Source organism: Leeuwenhoekiella aestuarii, from assembly GCF_004104055.1.
Taxonomy (GTDB): Bacteria; Bacteroidota; Bacteroidia; order Flavobacteriales; family Flavobacteriaceae; genus Leeuwenhoekiella; species Leeuwenhoekiella aestuarii.
The window spans coordinates 765074-786644 of sequence record NZ_QOVJ01000001.1 but is presented as its reverse complement, the minus strand read 5'-3'; the positions used below and the strand labels follow the sequence as shown (position 1 = coordinate 786644).

Annotated in this window: 16 protein-coding genes and 1 riboswitch; of the genes, 10 read left to right on the top strand and 6 right to left on the bottom strand. The window is 38.1% G+C overall.

Going from position 1 to position 21571, the window contains the following annotated elements; genetic code table 11:
• The first annotated feature begins 20 nt into the window (after positions 1–20).
• From DSM03_RS03535 to DSM03_RS03490, 10 genes are all read left to right on the top strand, one after another.
• On the top strand, positions 21–1394 hold the full coding sequence (locus DSM03_RS03535) for an OmpA family protein (protein ID WP_420813118.1): 1374 nt from the start codon (positions 21–23) through the stop codon (positions 1392–1394).
• 149 nt (positions 1395–1543) lie between these two features.
• Complete coding sequence (locus DSM03_RS03530) at positions 1544–2929, top strand: OmpA family protein (protein WP_128759629.1); 1386 nt, start codon at positions 1544–1546, stop codon at positions 2927–2929.
• Between the two features lie 79 nt (positions 2930–3008).
• Positions 3009–5708 carry a PD-(D/E)XK nuclease family protein gene (locus DSM03_RS03525; RefSeq protein ID WP_128759628.1) on the top strand — a complete coding sequence of 900 codons (2700 nt, stop codon included), beginning with the start codon at positions 3009–3011 and terminating at the stop codon, positions 5706–5708.
• A 131-nt stretch (positions 5709–5839) separates the two neighbouring features.
• Positions 5840–6277: a thioredoxin family protein gene (locus DSM03_RS03520; protein WP_128759627.1), complete on the top strand. Its 438-nt coding sequence runs from the start codon at positions 5840–5842 to the stop codon at positions 6275–6277.
• Positions 6278–6281: 4 nt separating this feature from the next.
• Positions 6282–7265, top strand: coding sequence for an FAD:protein FMN transferase (locus DSM03_RS03515; protein WP_128759626.1), 984 nt, complete (start codon positions 6282–6284; stop codon positions 7263–7265).
• Complete coding sequence (locus DSM03_RS03510) at positions 7262–7474, top strand: DUF4266 domain-containing protein (protein ID WP_128759625.1); 213 nt, start codon at positions 7262–7264, stop codon at positions 7472–7474. Before DSM03_RS03515 ends, DSM03_RS03510 begins: the two co-directional genes overlap by 4 nt.
• Before the next feature lie 11 nt (positions 7475–7485).
• The gene (locus DSM03_RS03505; protein ID WP_128759624.1) at positions 7486–8760 is read left to right on the top strand and encodes a DUF3570 domain-containing protein; all 1275 of its coding nucleotides are present in this window, start codon (positions 7486–7488) and stop codon (positions 8758–8760) included.
• A gap of 149 nt (positions 8761–8909) precedes the next feature.
• Positions 8910–10853 (top strand): M1 family metallopeptidase, encoded by a 1944-nt coding sequence (locus DSM03_RS03500; protein ID WP_128759623.1) that lies wholly within the window; start codon positions 8910–8912, stop codon positions 10851–10853.
• A gap of 125 nt (positions 10854–10978) precedes the next feature.
• Complete coding sequence (locus tag DSM03_RS03495) at positions 10979–11368, top strand: hypothetical protein (protein WP_128759622.1); 390 nt, start codon at positions 10979–10981, stop codon at positions 11366–11368.
• 140 nt (positions 11369–11508) lie between these two features.
• Positions 11509–11573: riboswitch (Fluoride riboswitch) on the top strand.
• 45 nt (positions 11574–11618) lie between these two features.
• The gene (locus DSM03_RS03490; protein WP_128759621.1) at positions 11619–12929 is read left to right on the top strand and encodes a voltage-gated chloride channel family protein; all 1311 of its coding nucleotides are present in this window, start codon (positions 11619–11621) and stop codon (positions 12927–12929) included.
• A gap of 72 nt (positions 12930–13001) precedes the next feature.
• On the opposite strand, the gene DSM03_RS03485 is transcribed toward DSM03_RS03490, so the two are convergent.
• Genes DSM03_RS03485 through DSM03_RS03460 form a run of 6 tightly spaced genes read right to left on the bottom strand, consistent with a single transcriptional unit; the run spans position 13002 to position 21565 of the window.
• Positions 13002–14447: a glycoside hydrolase family 30 protein gene (locus tag DSM03_RS03485; RefSeq protein WP_128759620.1), complete on the bottom strand. Its 1446-nt coding sequence runs from the start codon at positions 14445–14447 to the stop codon at positions 13002–13004.
• A 14-nt stretch (positions 14448–14461) separates the two neighbouring features.
• Complete coding sequence (locus DSM03_RS03480) at positions 14462–15865, bottom strand: glycoside hydrolase family 30 protein (protein ID WP_128759619.1); 1404 nt, start codon at positions 15863–15865, stop codon at positions 14462–14464.
• A 17-nt stretch (positions 15866–15882) separates the two neighbouring features.
• Positions 15883–17613: a cellulase family glycosylhydrolase gene (locus DSM03_RS03475; RefSeq protein ID WP_128759618.1), complete on the bottom strand. Its 1731-nt coding sequence runs from the start codon at positions 17611–17613 to the stop codon at positions 15883–15885.
• Between the two features lie 9 nt (positions 17614–17622).
• Positions 17623–19107, bottom strand: coding sequence for a glycoside hydrolase family 30 protein (locus tag DSM03_RS03470; protein ID WP_236638699.1), 1485 nt, complete (start codon positions 19105–19107; stop codon positions 17623–17625).
• 60 nt (positions 19108–19167) lie between these two features.
• Entirely contained in the window at positions 19168–20034 is an 867-nt protein-coding gene (locus DSM03_RS03465; RefSeq protein ID WP_128759617.1) for a hypothetical protein, read from the bottom strand.
• Positions 20035–20050: 16 nt separating this feature from the next.
• Positions 20051–21565 (bottom strand): RagB/SusD family nutrient uptake outer membrane protein, encoded by a 1515-nt coding sequence (locus tag DSM03_RS03460; protein WP_128759616.1) that lies wholly within the window; start codon positions 21563–21565, stop codon positions 20051–20053.
• Positions 21566–21571 lie beyond the last annotated feature (6 nt).

Sequence of the window (21571 nt, the reverse complement as noted above, 5' to 3'; positions counted from 1 at the left end):
TAACAAACCATTTAATTATGATTAGAAGTACTAGTTTATTACTGGTGTTGGTTGCTTTTTTAGCAGGCTCATTCAGTTCAAGTGCACAAGACGAAAACAATCCTTGGTATATAAGCATAGGTGTAAATGCAGTTGACACATATCCTGTATGGCCAGGTGAGAGACCAACCACTGGTGGTTTCCCAAATGAATTTTACAATGTAGATGATCACTGGAATATTCTTCCATCAATATCAACTATCTATGTAGGTCGTTATATAGGTAGTGGTTTCAGCTTTGGTGTTAGAGGTTCATTAAATAAAATTGAAAAATTAGGTGATGCTCCAGCAAATGACTTAGCATATTACGCTCTTGATGGTATGTTCACTTACAGTTTCCGCGATGCTCTTTTTGGAGAAGGCGGTTGGTTTGACCCATACCTAGGTGGTGGTGGTGGTTATGTGTTCATTGGCGATATGCCAAGTCACGGAACCCTTAACGGTACTGTAGGTTTAAAAATTTGGTTGTCAGATAATCTTAATCTAAACTTATCTTCAACGTATAAGCATGCGATGGAAGGTTATTATACAAGACATTTTCAACATACTGCAGGTATAGGTTTCAACTTTGGTGGAACAGACACTGATGGTGATGGTATTTTTGATGATAAGGATGAATGTCCTGACACTCCAGGTTTAGAAGAATTTAATGGTTGTCCAGACACAGATGGTGATGGCATTAAAGATTCTGAAGATGCTTGTCCTGAAGTAGCTGGTTTACCAGAATTCAACGGTTGTCCTGATTCTGATGGTGATGGTATCGCTGACCCAGAAGATGCTTGTCCAGATGTTGCCGGACCTGCAGAAACTAATGGCTGTCCTGATGCTGACGGTGATGGAGTAATTGACTCGGAAGATAATTGTCCTAATGAGGCTGGTCCTGCTGAAAATGATGGATGCCCTTACGAAGATCAGGATAACGATGGTGTTTTAGATAAAGATGATGATTGTCCTACTGTACCGGGAACTGTTGCTAATAATGGTTGTCCTGAAGTAACTGTTGAAATTCTTGAAGAAATCAACGTACAGGTTAGAACTGTATTATTTGACTTAAATAAAGCTTCTATCCGTGCTGAATCTTACGAGACTTTGAATACAGTTGCTGAAACGATGAAAGAATATCCTAACACAAGGTTCTTAATTGAAGGCCATACTGACAGTCAGGGTTCTGATGCTTATAATTTAAAATTATCAGATGAAAGAGCAGCATCAGTAAAAGACTATTTAATTAAACAAGGTTTACCCGCAACGAGACTTTCTTCAGAAGGATTTGGAGAGTCTAAGCCAGTAGCTACAAATGCAACTGCAGCTGGAAGACAACAAAACAGACGTGTAGAAATATCACTTATAGAATAATGTAATTATAAAAGATCTGGCAACAGAATCAAGTCGAGAATCATTCCATTTTAATTATAAAAATGTGATTTTTATTAAATTTGACTTTGTTGCTAGATTTTAACAAATTACATTTGCTTCAATTAACACTTAAATTTTACTTACTTAACATGAAAAATCTTACTAAATTATTTCTGTTTGCAGTTTTGATCTTCGCGGGTCTTAACACTGCAAACGCACAAGACAAAAACAACCCTTGGGCTGTTAGTATTGGTGTGAATGCAGTTGATACTTATCCTGTATACCCTCCAGACAACAGACCTTTAACCGGAGGTTTTCCTGATGAATTTTACAATGTTTCTGATCACTGGAATATTCTTCCTTCAGTTTCTACACTTTACGTAGGTCGGTACATTGGTGCAGGATTTGCTCTAGGTGTGAGAGGATCTATCAACAAAATTGACAAAATGGGAGATCTTCCTGTTGATGATTTAGCTTACTACGCTGTAGACGGTATGTTCTCTTATAGCTTCCGTGATCTTCTTTTTGGAGAAGGCGGTTGGTTTGACCCTTACCTAGGTGGTGGTGGTGGTTACGTGTTCATTGGGGATATGCCAAGTCACGGAACCCTTAACGGTACTGTAGGTTTAAAACTTTGGTTGAGCGATAAGATTAATCTTGACTTATCTTCTACCTATAAGCATGCAATGATGCCTGGTACTTACTATACAAGACACATGCAACACGTAGTTGGTGTTGGATTCGCATTTGGTGGTACTGATACTGATGGTGATGGTATTTATGATGATAAAGATGAGTGTCCTGAAACTCCAGGTTTAAAAGAATTCAACGGATGTCCTGATACTGATGGTGACGGTATTAAAGATTCTGAAGATGCTTGTCCTGAAGTAGCTGGTTTACCAGAATTTAATGGATGTCCTGACTCAGACGGTGATGGTATCCCAGATAATGAAGATGCTTGTCCTGACGTTGCTGGTCCTGCTTCAACTAACGGTTGTCCTGATGCTGATGGTGACGGTGTAATTGATTCAGAAGATGAGTGTCCTAACGAAGCTGGTCCTGCATCTAACAACGGTTGCCCATTTGCTGATGCTGATGGTGACGGTGTTGCTGATAAAGATGATGACTGCCCTAACGTTGCTGGTCCTGCTTCTAACAATGGTTGTCCTGAAGTTGACGCTAGTGTATTAGAGACTTTAAATGGTGAAGCTGGTCGTATCTTATTTGATACTGATAAAGCTACAATTAGAAAAAGTTCTTATGCAACTCTTACTACAATCGCTAATATCGTAAAAGAATACCCTACTGCTTCTTTTGAAGTTGAAGGTCACGCTGATAGCCGCGCAAGTAATGCATACAACATGGATCTTTCTGAAAGAAGAGCTCAATCTGTTGTTGATTACTTAACTAGTAAAGAAGGTGTAAACGGTAGCCAATTATCTATCAAAGCTTACGGTGAAGAGCAGCCTATCGCTCCTAACACTACAGCTGCAGGTATGCAACTTAACAGACGTGTAAAACTTACTTTAAAGTAAGAATTCATTCAGATTTAAATCTGAAATAATATATTTCGAAAACGCCCTGAGAAATCAGGGCGTTTTTTATTTTTAACTTATGACTACATTCATTGATGAAGTAATAGAAGACCTCTTAAATTCTAAATTACCACTAGCTGAAACCGTAGTGGTTTTACCTTCTAAAAGAGCAGGAAGCTTCTTTTTAAAGAAACTAAAAGAGCATCTTAAAAATGACGTTTGCTTTCTTCCTCAGACCCTAAGCATTGAAGAACTTATAGAGGAAATATCTGGATTAACAGCTGCTTCTCAAACACAGCTTCAGGTTGAATTGTATCACGTTTATCAAAGTCAATTTGATGGAGAAACACCAGAAGCTTTTTTGAACTTTTTAGGTTGGGGACAAACCTTACTAGGCGATTTTAACGAAATTGATCGTCATCTGATCCCAACTGACAAATTCTTTGATTATTTATCTGCTGTAAAAGAACTCAACCATTGGTCAACTGATACCAGTTCACAACTCGTCTCAAACTACCTTGTTTTCTGGAAGTCTATCAATACCTATTATACCAGCTATAAAGAACACTTAGAAGATTTAGGCTTGGGTTATCAAGGTATGCTTTATCGCAAAGCAGTTGATAATGTCATTTCTTTTTTAGACGAAGACAAACAGCACTATATTTTTTGTGGTTTCAACGCTCTAAATGCTGCAGAACAAGAACTCATAAAAAACTTTTTACAGCGACCTACAACAAAAATTTACTGGGATATTGATCCCTATTTTTTAAATGACAACAATCACGTTACAGCAACTTTTATAAAATCATATTTAAAAGAATGGGGCGGCCTTAAAGAAAAGAGTCTCTTGCTTCCCAAGCAAAATTCAAGCTTCAATACTTCAAAAAATATTACCGCTACCGGTATCTCTCAAAATATTGGTCAGGTTAAATACACCGGGCAATTGCTTTTAGACTTTTCAAAAGATGAATTAGAAGATACTGCCGTTATTCTGGGAGACGAAGCTTTACTTCTACCGTTACTCAACTCTTTACCCGCTTCCGTTAAGAATCTTAATGTAACGATGGGGCTTCCGTTAGGACAAGTAGCACAGGCTGCTTTTTTTGAAAGTTGGTTTCAACTTCAAATAAATCATAAAGAACAGGGGTATTATTATAAAGATGTACTTTCCATTTTAGATCAGCAGTATACGATATATCTTCTAGGAGATGAGCGAAAAAATCTAAAAAAGGAAATCACCCAAAAGAATTTGGTTTTTGTCAAACCAAATGATCTTAATAAAGAAGCTTCAGAAAATTATAAGCTACTTTTTGATTTCTGGAATGAAAACACCTCAAAAGCCTTAGAGCAAATTCTAAAAAGTATTCAATGTTTGAAAGAGATTTTGTTCCCGGAGCAAAATTGGCTTCAGCTTGAATTTCTACACGCATTTTTAGAACTATTTACGCGATTAACAAACTTAAATGAAGCCTATCCATACCTCAATGATATTAAAACCCTCAAACAGTTTTATAAAGATTTACTAAGTCAGGAGACTTTAGATTTTAGAGGTGACCCTTATCAAGGGCTTCAGATTATGGGGGTACTAGAATCTCGGGTTCTTGATTTTAAAAATATAATCATCACTTCTTTAAATGAAGGCACATTTCCATCAGGAAAAAGTCAAAATAGTTTCATACCCTTTGATTTAAAGATTGAATATAAACTGCCCACCTACCGCGAGAAAGACGCTATTTATGCGTATCACTTTTTTAGACTTTTACAACGCGCCGAAAATATAAATCTCATTTACAATAATGAAGCTGGTGGCTTAAACAGCGGTGAGAAAAGCAGATTTTTATTACACTTAGCAACAGATCCTGACGCAAATTATACATACAATGAAAAAAGTGCTTCTGCTTCAGTAAGGCTTGAACGGCAAACGCTCAAAGAAATAGAAAAAACACCCGCTATAATCGAAGCTATAAAAAAGCATGCCGCTTCAGGATTTTCGCCTTCAGCATTAACGACCTATATACGCAATCCTATTGATTTTTATTATAAATATGTTTTAGGTATTAAAGAGCTTGATGAAGTTGAAGACGTAATCGCACACAATACATTAGGGACCGTGGTTCACGAAACGCTAGATACTCTATACAAGCCTTACCTAAACACCATACTTTCTAAAGAAATTGTAGAGAAAATGCAGAGCACAATTGATGCGGAAGTTAAGCGCCAGTTTGATCTAAACTACAATGCCATCAATATCAAAACCGGGAAAAATCTCATTATTTTTAATGTTGCAAAACAATTTGTAAGTAACTTTTTAAATCAGGAAATGCAAACCATAACCTCTGGTAGCGAGATTATTATTAAAGATCTTGAGACAAAATACATTGCTCAGCTTTCTCCTGAAATTTGTATTAAAGGAACCGTTGACCGTATAGATCAAATAAATGGAGTAACCCGCATTTTAGATTATAAAACAGGAAAAGTAGATACCTCACAACTAGTAATTAAAGATTGGGACGAACTAATAACAGATTATAAAAAGCAGTCTAAAGCCTTTCAGGTCTTGTGTTATGCTTTGATGATTTCTAAAAAAGAAACGCTACCTGAACAAGTTGAAGCAGGTATTATTTCCTTTAAAAATCTGAACAAAGGATTTTTAAAACTCACTGAAAATAAAAATTCAAACATAACACAAGAACTTCTGGAAACCTTTGAAAGCTATTTGCTCAAGCTCATTGATGAAATATTAGATAGTTCTGTTCCGTTTATTGAAAAAGAAGTTTAAAACTAAATCCATATTTTTTACGTTATATAGTATACTAAAAATTACAGAGATTTTTAGCATACTTTTGGTTCGTCTTTTGCAATATAGAGCTGTAAGCGTATCTAACACTTACACCCTTTAAATAATAAATTATGAGAAAACTAATTTTAAGTTTTATTTTACTGCTCGCATCTTTTCAAATAGCAAGCGCACAAGAATGGACAACAGATATCAACAAGGCAAAACAAGTGGCTGCAAAAGAACATAAACCTATTATTTTGGTTTTTCAGGGCTCAGATTGGTGTGCACCGTGCATCAAACTAGATAAAGAAATCTGGCAAGCAGATTCTTTTAAAACCTATGCTAAGACTCATTATGTAATGCTACAAGCAGATTTTCCACGGAAAAAGAAAAATGCGCTTCCTGCAGATTTACAGGCCGCAAATAATAAGCTTGCCGAAAAATACAATCCCAATGGTTATTTTCCATTCGTTGTCGTTTTAGATGAAAAAGGTAATGTTTTAGGAAAGACAGGCTACGAGAAAACCACACCTGAAGCTTATATAAAAAACCTCAACGCCTTTTTATAAGTTTATGCGATTTGCAACGGTTTCCATTTTACTGTTTTTATGCATTCAAATCTTAAGTGCACAAGAGACTTATAAACGCACGCTCAAACTGATGGGTAGTCGTTTTGATATAACGGTAGTTGCAGCAAATAAAACTCAAGGTGACGCTTATATAGATCTGGCTGTTGCCGAAATCACACGAATCGAAAAATTGATTTCATCCTGGGATCCCAATTCTCAAACTTCTGAAATTAATGCCAATGCCGGAAAAATTCCGGTTAAGGTTGATCCAGAATTGATACAACTCATACAACGGTCACTCGGGATTTCAAAACTCACTGATGGGGCTTTTGATATCAGTTACGCTTCGATGGATAAGATCTGGAAGTTTGACGGTAGTATGACTATTATGCCTTCAGAGCAAAAAATAGCTCAATCTGTAGCCAAAGTAAGTTATGAAAATATAGTTATAGATCCTGTTGAACAAACTGTCTTTCTTAAAAAAGAAGGAATGAAAATTGGTTTTGGTGCAATTGGTAAAGGTTATGCTGCTGATCGTGCTAAAGAATTACTGATTCAAAATGGTGTCACTTCAGGAATTATAAACGCATCTGGTGATATGAATACATGGGGAAAGCAAACTTCTGGCGAACCGTGGAAGGTAGCCATTACAAACCCGCTAGACAAAAATAAGGTGTTTGCGTTATTGCCCGTCATAAATAGTGCCGTTGTAACATCTGGAGACTATGAAAAATACGTAACTTTCAATAACATCCGTTATTCACACATTATAGATCCGCGTAGTGGATACCCCGCTACCGGAATCATTAGCGCGACAGTTTTTGCTTCAAAAGCAGAACTGGCAGATGCTCTGGCGACATCTGTATTTGTGATGGGGATTGAAGTTGGGCTCAATCGCATCAATCAACTGCCTAACATTGAATGTATAATTATTGATGAGAATGGCACCATTCATAAATCAGATCATATAGAAATTCAGAAACCATGATAAAAAAACTAAGTCTTGTAGTTGTTTTGGCATTTATGTTTACCAGTTGCGTTGCTGTTAAAGAATATGAGAAGGTAAACATTAACGACCCAGATATGGCACTAGCAGATAAACCTGCAGACCGCAATGTTTCTACTTTTCATTCTTATCGTGAGGCGGCGGCAGGAGCTAACGGAGGTAAGACCGGCGGAGGTTGCGGTTGTAATTAATTCAAAAAACTATGCTTAAAAATTACTCTATTTTAGCCTTATTCTTTTGTATTAATACACTAGCATTCGCACAACAAGATCAATCTGAAAACACGTATAAAAAACGGATTTTAGAAACTACCGAAATTGACCTATTGAGTAGCTATTATGGGCAGCAAGGTAATAATGCTGCGGTTACCGGTGGTTTGGGAACCGAAGAATTAACTGATGCGACAGGAACTATTGTGGTCTCAATCCCTATAAATGCTGATGATGTTTTAACCATAGATGCAGGGGTTTCGGCATATACATCTGCATCTTCTTCAAACATCAATCCTTTTGACGGAAGTAATGGCGCTGATATTTATCAGGCATCTTCGGGAGCATCACGCAGCGATACCTGGGCTAATCTTACGGGTTCTTACACCCACAACTCAGATGACCGTAACAAAATATGGTCTGCAAAAGCTTCGGTATCTTCAGAATACGACTATTTTTCCATTGGTTTTGGTGGAAGCTACACCCGTCTCTTCAATGACAAAAATACCGAATTAAGCATAAAAGCTAATGTTTATTTAGATACCTGGACTACTATTTATCCTATCGAATTGAGACCCGGTGCTGCCTATGGCGATTCTAACTACAATCCCACTTTTACACCATTTAATGATATAGGCAGAAACTCGTATTCATTAGGTTTTGGTTTCTCTAAAATACTATCTAAAAACTTGCAAGGTTCGCTAGCGCTAGATCTGGTTCAGCAAAGTGGTTTATTGTCTACACCTTTTCAACGTGTTTATTTTAGCGACAGCCCAGATGTCTTCTTTGATAATTTTCAACTGGCTGATGACGTAGAACGCTTACCCAATAATCGCTTTAAAATTGCTGCAGGCGGTAGGTTAAATTATTACATAAATGCTGCAATAGTTTTGCGTTCCTATTACCGGTATTACACAGACGATTGGGGCATAAACTCACATACCGCCAGTCTTGAGATTCCTGTAAAACTAGGAGATAAGTTTACTGTTTATCCGTCTTACCGCTATTATACGCAAACAGCCGCAGATCAATTTGGGGCTTATGAGACGCACCTTTCTACTGATACGTTCTATACATCAGATTATGACCTGTCTAAGTATAATGCTAATCAGTTTGGTTTCGGTGTAAACTATACTGACATTTTTGCTAAATTCCATCTACTACAATTTGGTCTTAAAAGCATTGATCTTAAATACTACAATTATAAACGAAATACCGGACTCAGTTCAAACATCATCACTGCCGGATTTAAATTTGTTCAGGACTAAAACATTATTGTCGCTTTAATTTTTCGATAAACGAAAGAGAACTTATACTTTTAAGCCAATGTAAATTTATTGGGGCTTAACCTTCTCTATTTATTTACAGAAACAATATAGTTTTTAAATCTCGGGCATCGAGTAAAACCTTTTAGTCAATGAATTTTTTCAATCGAAAATTAGCCTTAGCAACTCTTGTTTTAGGAGGGGTTGTAATGGGCAACGCGCAAGAAGCGCAAGGTAATCAACAACTTTTTAGTGAGTTCTTAGAACATAGCGGTAATGAGTTTCGAACCGCAACCGGTAAACCGGGTGAACACTACTGGCAAAACGAAACCGATTATAAAATTGAAGCTATACTAGATGATAAGGCACATACCATAACCGGTAAACTTACTTTAGAATATACTAACAACAGTCCCCAAACACTTGATTTTATCTGGATGCATCTGGAGCAAAATCGCTTTACAGAAAATTCACGTGGAAATCTAACAACTCCTATAGGCGGTAATCGCTATAACGGCGACGTAGACGGCGGTTACACCATTACAAATCTTGAGGCAAAAGTAAAACGCAGCACTTCATCAAAACACATCATTACAGATACGCGTATGCAAGTGTTTTTTGATGAACCGATTCCTGCTGATGGTGGTAAAGCAACCATTTCTATGGACTTTACCTATAAAATTCCGGTGAAAGGAATGGATCGTATGGGACGTTTAGAAACCAAAAATGGCACCATCTACGCGTTAGCTCAGTGGTATCCTCGTGCAGCTGTTCTTGATGATATAGAAGGATGGAATATTGAGCCTTATCTAGGCGCTGGTGAATTCTATTTAGATTATGGTGATTATGAATTCAAAATTACTGCACCGTATAACCACATTGTAGTGGCTTCTGGAGCATTACAAAATGAAAAAGATGTGCTTTCTGCTACAATGCGCGACCGCATGGAAAAAGCAGAAAATAGCGACGAGACGGTTTATATTGTTAAGCCTGAAGAATTAGATGATATGTCTTTACGCGCAAAACAAAGCGGTACATTAACGTGGAATTTTAAAATGGAAAACACCCGTGATGTAGCTTTTGCTTCTTCTAAAGCTTTTATCTGGGATGCCGCAAAAATCAATTTACCTAGCGGAAAAAAAGCAGTAGCACAATCAGTTTATCCTATTGAAAGTGATGGTCAGGAAGCCTGGACGCGTTCTACTGAATACACCAAGCATTCAATTGAAAATAATTCTGAAATGTGGTATGAATACCCATATCCTGTTGCAGTAAATGTAGCTGCAGATATAGGCGGAATGGAATATCCGGGACTTAGCTTTTGCAGCTGGAAATCTACAAGTGCCGGACTTTGGGGCGTTACAGATCACGAGTTTGGCCACAACTGGTTCCCAATGATTGTGGGCACAAACGAACGCCGCTATGCGTGGATGGATGAAGGCTTCAACACCTTTATCAACTATTACAGTACAATGAAATTCAACAATGGTGAATACCCTGCACGTCTGAATCAAACTCGTAATTCTGTAAGCTGGTACACAAGTCCATCGCGTGAGGGAATAGACACCTATCCAGATGCCGTTAATTTGAGAAACTTAGGTATGATCGCTTATGCTAAACCAGCACAAGGTCTGCTTATGTTGCGTGAGTATATTTTAGGACCAGAACGTTTTGACAACGCATTTAAGTCTTACATCAAAACCTGGGCGTACAAACATCCACAACCGCGAGATTTTTTCAATCATATGGAAAATGTAGCCGGTGAAAACTTAGCCTGGTTCTTTAAAGGATGGTTCTACGGTACCGGAAATATTGATCTGGCTGTAAACAGTGTGAGACCCTATCAAGGTAATTATGTAATTAGCATTTCTAATGAAGGTGATATCCCAATGCCGGTTAAAATGCTGGTAACTTTTGATGATAACACAACACAATTGATCGAATTGCCAGTAGAAATCTGGCAACGTGAAAACAGCTGGAATTATATGCTGAACACAGATAAGAAAGTGAGCAAAGTGGAGCTTGATCCTAACAAGATCCTACCAGATGTAAACTTCTCTAACGACAGCTGGCCGGTATCTCAATACCAGAATTAAGAATTCTGTTTTTATAAATACAACCCCCTGAATGATTATCATTCGGGGGTTTTTTATGCTCTTACGCGAAATGTAACAAACTTTTGTTTTTCACTACTTATAGTTAAACAAATCATCAATTAATTATGGAAATTCAATCTAACAACCTCAGTACCTTTAGGGTTCTTTTTATCATAAAAGGAATCTTCAATCTTCTCGGTGCTTTATTCTTTGTGGGTTACGGCTTTTTTATGAATATGCTTTTTAGTGAAGTAGGACACGATGCTTCGGCACCTTTTGAAATGTCTACATTCTTTGGTATCATAAGTGGTTTAGGCTTTGTAGTCTGTCTTATTTTTGGGATTGTGACACTCATAGCGGCTAAATATATTGGCGAAGCACATAATTATACTTTTGTTCTTATAGCTTCAATAATGAACTGTCTTACGGGGATTTTAGGTATTCTTCTAGGTGTTTTTACGATTTTAGAGATCAACAAACCGCATGTGAAAGTACTATTTGATCAGAATCAGTAGAGTATTTTTCCCTTTACTCAATTCAATATTATTTTAAGAATCAACTTAATCTCAATTGATTTCAGAATAGAATAACCTGCTTAAAGATGAAAATTGTGTTTCATCAAAATCCTTTAAAGATTTCTGTTATCTTTGTCCTTTAAATTACAGGCAATGAGGTCTGCCTCAAACCGCTTCAAATGAAGCTGATGACTTCTACTAAAAACGGCTACAGAAGTGAGTCGCAGTAGAATCATTTATATACGGCAGTATGAACATAGACAAATTAAAGCGCTCAATTTCTTCCATTGAGCAAATTCCTACTCTGATTTACCTTTTTAAATGGATTATCATTTGCACCTTGATTGGAGCAATTGCTGGTAGTATTTCGGCATTTTTTCTACTCAGTCTGGAGTGGGCGACTAACTATCGCGAATCTCATTTGTGGATTATCGCCTTACTTCCAATAGGTGGTTTTGTCGTAGGTCTTTCTTATCATTTATATGGAAACAGTGTTGTAAAAGGTAATAACCTCCTTCTGGAAGAATTTCACTCACCAAAAAAAGTGATACCTTTTAAAATGGCACCACTGGTACTTTTTGGTACGATTGCCACACATCTTTTTGGAGGTTCTGCCGGTCGTGAAGGCACTGCTGTGCAAATAGGTGGTGCAGTTGCAGATCAGTTTACCAAACTTTTAAAACTGAATGATCAAGACCGAAAAATTCTCCTGATTGCCGGTATTAGTGCCGGTTTTGCTTCGGTTTTTGGTACGCCACTCGCCGGAGGTATTTTTGCTTTAGAAGTACTTATTTTAGGTAGAATTCGTCTGGATGCTATTGTCCCAAGTTTTCTGGCTGCTGTACTGGCTGATTATTTTTGCCAGGCCTGGGATGTGGGTCATACGCATTATCACATCCATTCTATTGCCGAAATGAGTCCTGTAAATCTCTTATGGGCGCTACTCGCCGGAGTTATTTTTGGCTTGGTTAGTATGCTTTTTTCAAAAAGCACACATTTCTGGGGATCACAATTTAAAAAATACATCAAGTATCCACCCTTACGGCCATTTATTGGCGGTGCAGTGATCGCCGTTGCAGTATATTGTATTGGCACCACAAAATACATTGGACTTGGCGTACCTACCATCGTAGACTCGTTTAGTGAAGCGATGAACAAATATGACTTCCTCGTAAAAATTTTATTTACCTCATTCACGCTGGGTGCCGGTTTTAAAGGTGGTGAGGTAACTCCGTTATTTTACATTGGTGCAACCCTTGGTAATGCATTGATCTGGTTTATCCCATTACCTATGGATTTGCTCGCCGGGATGGGTTTTGTTGCGGTTTTTGCCGGTGCGACTAACACACCAATTGCTTGTACAATTATGGGTATTGAACTTTTTGGTATTGAATCTGGAGTGTTTATCGCCATCGCTTGCAGTACTGCTTACCTTTTCTCGGGTCACTCGGGTGTTTATACTTCACAAATTATAGGAAGCCCTAAAAACACGCATTACAACAGTGAAAAGGGCATCAGCCTGTCTGAAATAAGCAAGAGTAGGGAAAAGAACGAATCTTAAGTTCTTTTAAAGCAAAACCCCATAGATTCACATCTACAAGGTTTCTACAAGAAACACGTCTTTAGAAAACGCTTAATAAACCAAGGTCTGGATACTATGGGCAGGTATTTCTACAGTAGTTTCAGCCCCTTGAATATATACTGAATAAGATATATTTTCATTGGTTTTATTCATGACTACTGTAACCAGTGAATCATCATTATTTTTAAAAGTTGTACTCAATAAAACACTCCTGCTTACCGCAGAACTTAAACGTTCGGCCCCAGGCTTTATGAATTTTGAAAAATGTCCTATGTAGTAATAAGAAGGCGTGTAAATCAATTCTCCAGTTGTCGTGTCGGCGTGAATAGGCGCAAAACAAAAATTGCCTACATGGTTAGGACCTCCATTTTGATTTAGAAGGATATTCCAATCTGTCCAGGCTACCGTACCATTATTAAAATCATGTATCATTTGCTCACCGTAGCGCTCACCATTAGGCCAATATTGGTATCGGGAAGCATCAAATTTTTCGATACATCCTTCAGTAAACATTAGTTTCTTATCAGAAAAAGCCTCGTTAACCCGGTTGACATTTTCGTAAAAGGGTTCTGCGCCGGTCCAGGTCTCATACCAGTGAAAACCAGTTCCCCAAGCATATTTAGATGCTTCAGGATCTTCAAAAATGACATTGGATCGATTAACCATTAAATCCCGGTTATGATCCCAAACTACGATCTTTTTAGCTCCTAATCCTTCCCTTTCTAAGGTAGGCCCCAAATAATCTTTCAAAAAATCCCGCTCCTCTTCAGCAGTGTAAATACATGACTCCCAGGTCTGTATAGCCATTGGTTCATTCTGAATGGTAAGCCCCCATATTGGCATTCCTTCAGCTTCATATGCCTTGATAAATTTGGCATAATAATTTGCCCAGTTCTGACGAAATTCCGGCTTCAATTTTCCGCCTTTCAGCATAGAACCGTTTGTCTTCATAAATGCAGGCGGACTCCAGGGACTAACATACAGAGTAATTGCTCCACCGGCAGTTTCCGTAGCTTTCTTGATCATAGGGATGCGATACTCCTTATCATGCGCTATAGAAAATGTTTTTAAGTCTGCATCACCTTCTTCAACATATGTATAACTCTCTGGACTGAAGTCTGAACTGTGAATGGTTGTGCGCAACAATGAATAACCTATTCCTTTTTCAACATCATAGTAGGCATTGAGCAACTCTTGTTTCTTAGCTGCACTCAATCCATCAAAAATTACAGCACTTGCATCTGTGATCGCACCGCCAATTCCTAATAGGGTCTGATGCACTTTATTGGGATTTATAAAAATCGAAATCTCTGTTTCTAAAGGTTGTGTAGCGGGTTGAAAGCTTAGCGTTTCGGTTTCAGTAAGTCTTAAATCTGAAGCTTTTGAAGTAGTATAAACTTGAATCTTTTTATTTAGAAAATCTACTTTCTGTGCTGAAATCAGGCTTGAGTTTATACAAAGCACAAAACAACTGAAATAGTATATAAAATTTTTCATCTTTAGTTTTTTAGTTAAAATACCAGAGTACCTATGTCCCCGGAATCAAGTTTCACCAAAAGGTTAGCCTCGTTAATCTCTACCTGAATTTCTTTATCATTTTCTGTAGTGTTCTGAAGAATAACAACTATTTCTCCATCAGGCGTTTTATAGGCTACATTAGGAATCGCGTCAGTCATTGTAGACGCGATACGCACCGAGCCCGGTTTAACAAATTTTGAAGCTTGACCTACGATATAATACGCTGGCTCACGCTTCACGGTATCACCAGTAATGGTTACTGCACCCAGACATCGATCACAGCCACCACGATCTGTATGCGGATCCTGATTTTCATCAGCTGCCAGATTCCACTCCAAAACGGTTTTTGACCAATTGCGGGGTGCACCAATAATCAGATTTTTAGTATGCCAGGAAAGTTCATTAGCAAAATTACCCGGCGCTCCTACCCACTGCTCAGTAAAATACAGGTTTTTATCAGGGTGTTCGTCGTGTACTTTTTGAAGTGCATTTATATTTCCTCCATATAAGTGAAAAGCCGAACCATCAATATATTGAGCCGCTTCCGGATCGTTTAATATTTCAATAGGATAATCAGGACGGTCTGCATTGTGATCATAAATAATAATCTTGGTCTCAACACCTTCTTTTTTAAACAGAGGCCCTAAATGATTTTTAATGAACTTAGCCTGTTCTGGAGCCTTCATCAAAAGACTTGGATTATTACCCGGATGTAAAGGCTCATTTTGTATTGTTACCGCATCTATAGTGATGTCATAAGCTTGCATTGCTTTTATGTATTTCAGAAAATAAGCTGCATAAGCGTTATAGTATTCCGGCAATAAACTTCCCCCACGGGTATCTCCATTATCTTTCATCCAAAACGGAGGTGACCATGGCGAACCCAGAATCTTAATATCTGGATTTACACTCAAAATCTCTTTTAAAACCGGCACCAAATGCACGGTATCCTGAGCTAAAGAAAAATACTCAAGCCTTTCATCTGTTTCTCCTTTTGGTAAATCATTATAGGAAAATGGAGCTGCATCCAGATCAGAAGCGCCAATGCTCAATCTTAAATAGCTTACTCCTAATTCTGAAGTCGAAAATAGTTCGTTAAGCAATTCGGCTCGTGCAGTATCGCTCATTTTGTGAATATGCAAAGCGCTACCACCGGTAAGGGTATAACCAAAGCCGTCCATCGTCTGGTAGGTGATTGAATCTGTCACTCTAATGACCTCATCAATCTGCGCGCTGTCTATAGTTTTTGAAAGGACTTCTCGTTCTTCAATCAGGGATTTCTCATCAAGAGATGTAACATAAATCAAAGCCTCATCAGATTTTTTTTCTGAAACAGAGCAACTCTGAATCAGGCTGAAAAGACAGATAAGCAAGTAGGGGTAATGATTCAATTTCATTTAATGAATTACTTAATTTATTTGCTGATTTTAAGACTTTCTAGATTGAAGCCTCCTTGTTCAATTTGAAGTTTTATCGTGTTTATTCCACTATTCAGTTTTACCTGTTGTGGTGGGGCCCAGTTCCATCCTCGTGAATTCTTTATGATTTTGAAACTGCTTGTTTCAAGCTGATTGACGCTAACAGAAATCAAGCCCGAATCACCTTCTGAATTGAATTTTAAAGAAAGTTTATAATCACCTGCTTCTTTGACGATTATCGTATACTGAAGCCACTCTTCAGCTTGCAAATCTCCTACATAAATAAGCCCATCGTTATCTCTGAAAATATCCACTCCATCGTTGCGATATGTTCGTCCTAAATTCCAGCTCTGACGCTCCTTGCCTGTCGAAATATGGTAATTTGCAGATACAGTGTCGTGGTAAGCAATACCGTTTGTACCCAGATCGTAATCTGCTGCTTGAATCATCAGTTCGTTTTCGAGAAGATTAGTTTTAAAAGGGAGAGCCTGCTGGCTCTGGGGCTGTCTAATCATCGCGTCAAGTACATCGTAATGCACGATACAGTTTTCTATTTTAGTATTTTCGGCTAATTGCATCAAAGCCTGAAAAGCTGCTGCCTGACCTGGTTTATCTCCACTTCCGCTCCAATAATCTAAAAGACGCTGATAACCGGGATTTACCTGAATTTCTAATGGATTATTGAATCCTAACTTTTTAAGGGGCCACCAGCACCAGCCAATGTTATTTTTTTCCATGAGAGCAATGGCATCTTCAAACCACACATTTGAATTTTCACCAGATTCTCCCAACCAAACCGGTATGTTGTATTGTTTACGGTAATCTAAAAACTGTTGTATTGAAGCTTCATCATTATAATTCCAGTATTTATGAAAACTCAATACCATATTATCATCCCAAGGCGGTAGAATACCATTATAATTATTACCCCAGCCGTTACCTTCTATAATTACAATATGATTTTTATCGACCTCCCGTACAGCTTTTGTTAGTTTTTCTAGAAGTTGACGCAATGGTTTATTGTCAACATCTTCAATACCATTTTTATTTTTTCCTGCTTCAAAAGTCCAGTTTGGTTCATTGATCAAATCATAGGCAGCTACCCAGGTTTCGTCTTTATAATGCTGGGCTATTTTTTGCCACAAGGCAGTGAGTTTATTTTGGTTTTCTCGACTTTCCCATAAAGCCGGTTGCGAAGGATCTCTATCTGAAATATTCAAATCATGACCCTGCCCCCCTGGAGCAGCGTGCATATCTAAGATTAAATACATTTTATTTGCCTTACACCATGAAAGCAAGGAATCTGTAAGGCGGAAACCTTCTTCAAGCCAGGTATTTTCACCTTTAACAGGTTCCTCATTTACCGGAAGGGTAAACAGGTTATAATGCAAGGGTAAACGTATAGAATTGAATCCCCATTTTTTAAGAGAATCAATATCACGCTTTTGCATATGATTTTTACGCCAGGCATTGTAGAAAGTTGTAGTCTTCTCTTTACCTACCAATTGCTCCACATGTTCTTTAAAAATATACTGCTGTCCCGAAAATGGAACCTTAAGCATATAGCCTTCCTGAAGCATAAAACCGCCTAGACCAATGCCCCGAAGCAATATATTATTCCCCTGCTCATCAACGATTTTGGTATTATCAGCTTTTAAAAAGCCCTGACTTTGAACACTTATACCGCATAATAAAATTACAGACAGGGCAAACTTTAATTTTCTCATAGTTCTATTTTACTCCCAGATGAATGTTCCTACCGCTCCTGCATCTAATGAAGTGACTACCCATTTACTCTTGTATTTTATATTAAATGGAAGGTTTGTAGACCCATCATTTTCAACAATAAGTACTTTTTTACCTTCGGGAGTTAGAAAAGCGACATTGTGTAAATCACCTTTTATAGCACTATCAATACGTACGGATCCTGCAGGTACAAACTTTGATGCCTGTGCTACAATATAATACCCTACATTTCTGGTAACGCTAGATCCATTGAGGGTTAATGCCCCTTTACAAACCGTGCATCCACCATCTGTATGTGGACCAAATCCAGAGTCGTTGGCTAAATTCCACTCCAGAGCATTTTTACTCCAGTTACGCATAGAGCCTATGATTACATTTTTTAAATGCCACTTTAGCGTTCCGCCAAAATCATCCTGAGAAGAATTGTATTGCTCTGTGAAATACACATTTTTATCAGGAAAAGCATTGTGCACAGTACTCAAAGCTGCAATATCCCCAGCATAGAGGTGAAAAGCAGATCCATCTACAAATGCATATGCACTAGCATCATTTAAGATTGAAATGGGATACTGGGGATTATCACAATTGTGATCATATACCACTATTTTTGTAGGTATTGAAGCCGCAGACAATGATGGCCCTAAATTGTTTTTTATAAAATTTGCTTGCTCAACTGCAGACATTTCCATACTCGGATTATTACCACCATGCAAAGGTTCATTTTGAGGGGTAAGAGCATCTATAGTTATTCCTTCTGCTTGCATAGCATTTAAGTATTTTACCCAGTAATTTGCATATACCTCATAATATTCCGGCTTTAAACTCCCACCTACAAAGCTGTTCTCATCTTTCATCCAAACCGGTGCAGTCCATGGGGAAGCCATAATTTTAATTTCCGGATTAATGGCTACTATTTCCTTTAGTAAGTCAATAACACCTCGATCTTTTTCTATACTGAATTCTGTAAGATCTTCATCGGTCTCACCCACAGGCATGTCATTATAAGTAAAGGGAGCTTCATTAAGGTCTGAAGCACCTACACTTATTCTCAAGTAACTAATTCCAATATCATTGGTGCCTGTACCGAAAAGTTCCTGAAGTAAATCTTGCTTTTTAGCAGCTGGTAATTCATTAATCACTTGAGCACTACCACCGGTTAATGAAAACCCAAATCCATCAATTGTCTGAAAGGTCTTTGACTCATCTACCTCTATGTTTATGTAACCATTAGGGCTAGAACTAAAACTTAAATTACCAGACTGTTTAGCCAATTCTGCGCTACGATCGCCTTTAGTCAACCAAAAATCCATATCATTTGCAGATCCTGAAGGTTCTGTAGGTGTGGTGGGGCTCTCCGGATTTTCAGGAGTTTCTGTCACCTCCTCCTCAGTTGAAGAAGAGGAACAACTATACAGAAATGCAGGAATTAGCATTACATAAATAAGTGCCCGAAATAGTCTTTTAGGTGTTTTCATTTTCAACATTTTTTTAATAAAACGCAGTATTGGGTAATTACCCAATACTGCATAGTTTAACTAATTCACACTTCCTCTAAACTCAATATTTGTTACAGAGATCCCCGTAGAACCCAGGTTTTCTCCACCACTTTTAATTACCAAATAAACAGTACCAGATTGATCAAAACTCACGGTGTTACCAGAACCTACACAGCCTATTTTAGAAAGCTTACCCTCAAAAGCTCCATTGGCACAACCGTCCCAGGTACTCAGCCCCATTCTGCGACCTTCTGCAGCATAATCTTGATTTTGAACTGGTACAACGGGTGAAACATAAACCTCAAACCAAGTGTTTATAGATCCACCTCCGAAGACCTTCATATCTATGGAATATTCTTTATTGGCTTCAACTTCTATAGGCTGATATATTCCTTGCTGATTATAACCAGAACCTACGATATTTGCACTCCCTTCATTGAAGGTCCAATAAGCTCCTGAATCGCTTATCTGAAGAACTGTCCATTCATCATGATCTGCCTGATTTTTAAAACCTCCACCTTTTATTAGGTTTCCTGCAACGGGATCAGAAGTTGCAACCGTAATATCTTGAGAAAATTCGTTTATAATTCCGCCACGGCCATATGCCTGATGTGTTATGGTATATTCACCAGCATCTGGTAGAAATATCTCTTCTGTAAATGAACCTGCATAAAAACCATCTCCGGTATTCCAAAGAGATTTTAAAACATTATCCCGGTTTGCATCTAATACAAAACGGTTAGGCTCGCCACTTACAGCTTCTACGGTAAAAGAAGCATCTACATTAGGATCGCTGAGGCCATTACCATCTGTAACTTCATCTGGTTGGCAAGCAGTTAAGCCCAATAAGGCAACAAAAAGACTTGCGAAGCCAATGGATTTTGATTTTATAGTTTGTGATATCATATCTAAAACACTTGGATTAATAATTAGGATTCTGAACGATTAGTGTATTTTCTAATTCGTTAAGTGGAATAGGTAATATTTCATTTTTACCTGCTGTAAACCCACGGTCTGCCAGAACAGATGCTGCTCTATCTGTACGAACCAGGTCAAACCAGCGATGTCCTTCTCCTGCAAGTTCACGGCGACGTTCTAACATTATATTATCCATACTAACAGGTACCGGTGCAAGACCTACACGGGCTCGTACAGCATCAAGTAATGCCTGTGCTCTAGCACCTGAAGCACCCAGAGCTTCGGCTTCCATCAGATAGGTATCTGCAAGCCTTATAATATATACGTTTTGTCTGTAGTTTAATTCAACATTTCCACCACCTGTTGATTTTTCAGAATTAAGAGGCATAAATTTTTTGAGAAAATAACCAGTGTCTTTATTACCCGGCGTATAAGTAGCTTCTCCTGCAGCTTCTAATGCTTTTAGATCTGCAATTGTAGCATCAAACCTGGGGTCACCATTTAAAACATCATATAGACCTTGAGTTACGGTATTAAAACTCCATCCCCCTGCGTAATCAGGAGCAGAAGAACCAGCAGTTCTAGAGTAACCACGCGGACCTACCATTTGATTTACGGTATTTCCTTCATTTTGACCACCACCCCAAATGTCATAGTTAACGTTGGCAAGACTGGTTGCAGCAACTTCAAGAATTGATTCCGAATTAAACTCGTTGTCTAGACTGAATAGATCTGCAAAATTATCTACCAACTTATAACCATATTTACTCGTTCCGCCGGGAGTACCATTTACCTCTGCAAATTGTTGAGCGGCCATCTGGTTTTTGTCTTCATACAAGTAAACTTTTCCTAATAAAGCCTGCACACTCCCTTGTGTTAGACGCCCGGCTTCATTTTCTAGATCTGTGATACGTGACGGTAGATCAGGCAAAGCTTCAGTTAAATCTGTTTCAATTTGCGCATATACTGCTTCTGGATCTGCCTGCTCAATATTGTAAATCTCGCTGGTCAAAATAGGTTCCGTAAACAAAGGCACATTTCTGAACAATCTAACCAATTCAAAATAGTAGTATGCTCTTAGTGCCTTTGCCTCTGCTGTAAACCGGGTGCGCAAGGCTTCATCCATAGGTACATCTGGTAACTTTTGCAGTAAAATATTTGTTCTGAAAACGCCTTGAAAATAATCATTCCAGAAACTCCCCGGAATTGTAGAAGCATCTATACTGTAATTAGAAAATGACTGAATGCCAATACCATCTGAGGGTCCACCGCCACCAGCAAAAAAATCGTCAGATCCCGCATTCATCATAGTGATCATATTTTCAAAACTTTTTGACTGCTTACCCATAATGTCATAGGCTGCTACAAGCCCTGAGTATGCCTCACTCTCGTTTGAATAATAATTGTCAACTAATGGCTGTCCTAATGGATCAAGCTCTATATATTCTTTAGAACATGAAAGCAAAGACGCTGTCATTAAAAATCCGACAGCCGGATATAAAATTGTTTTTAGTTTCATAACTCT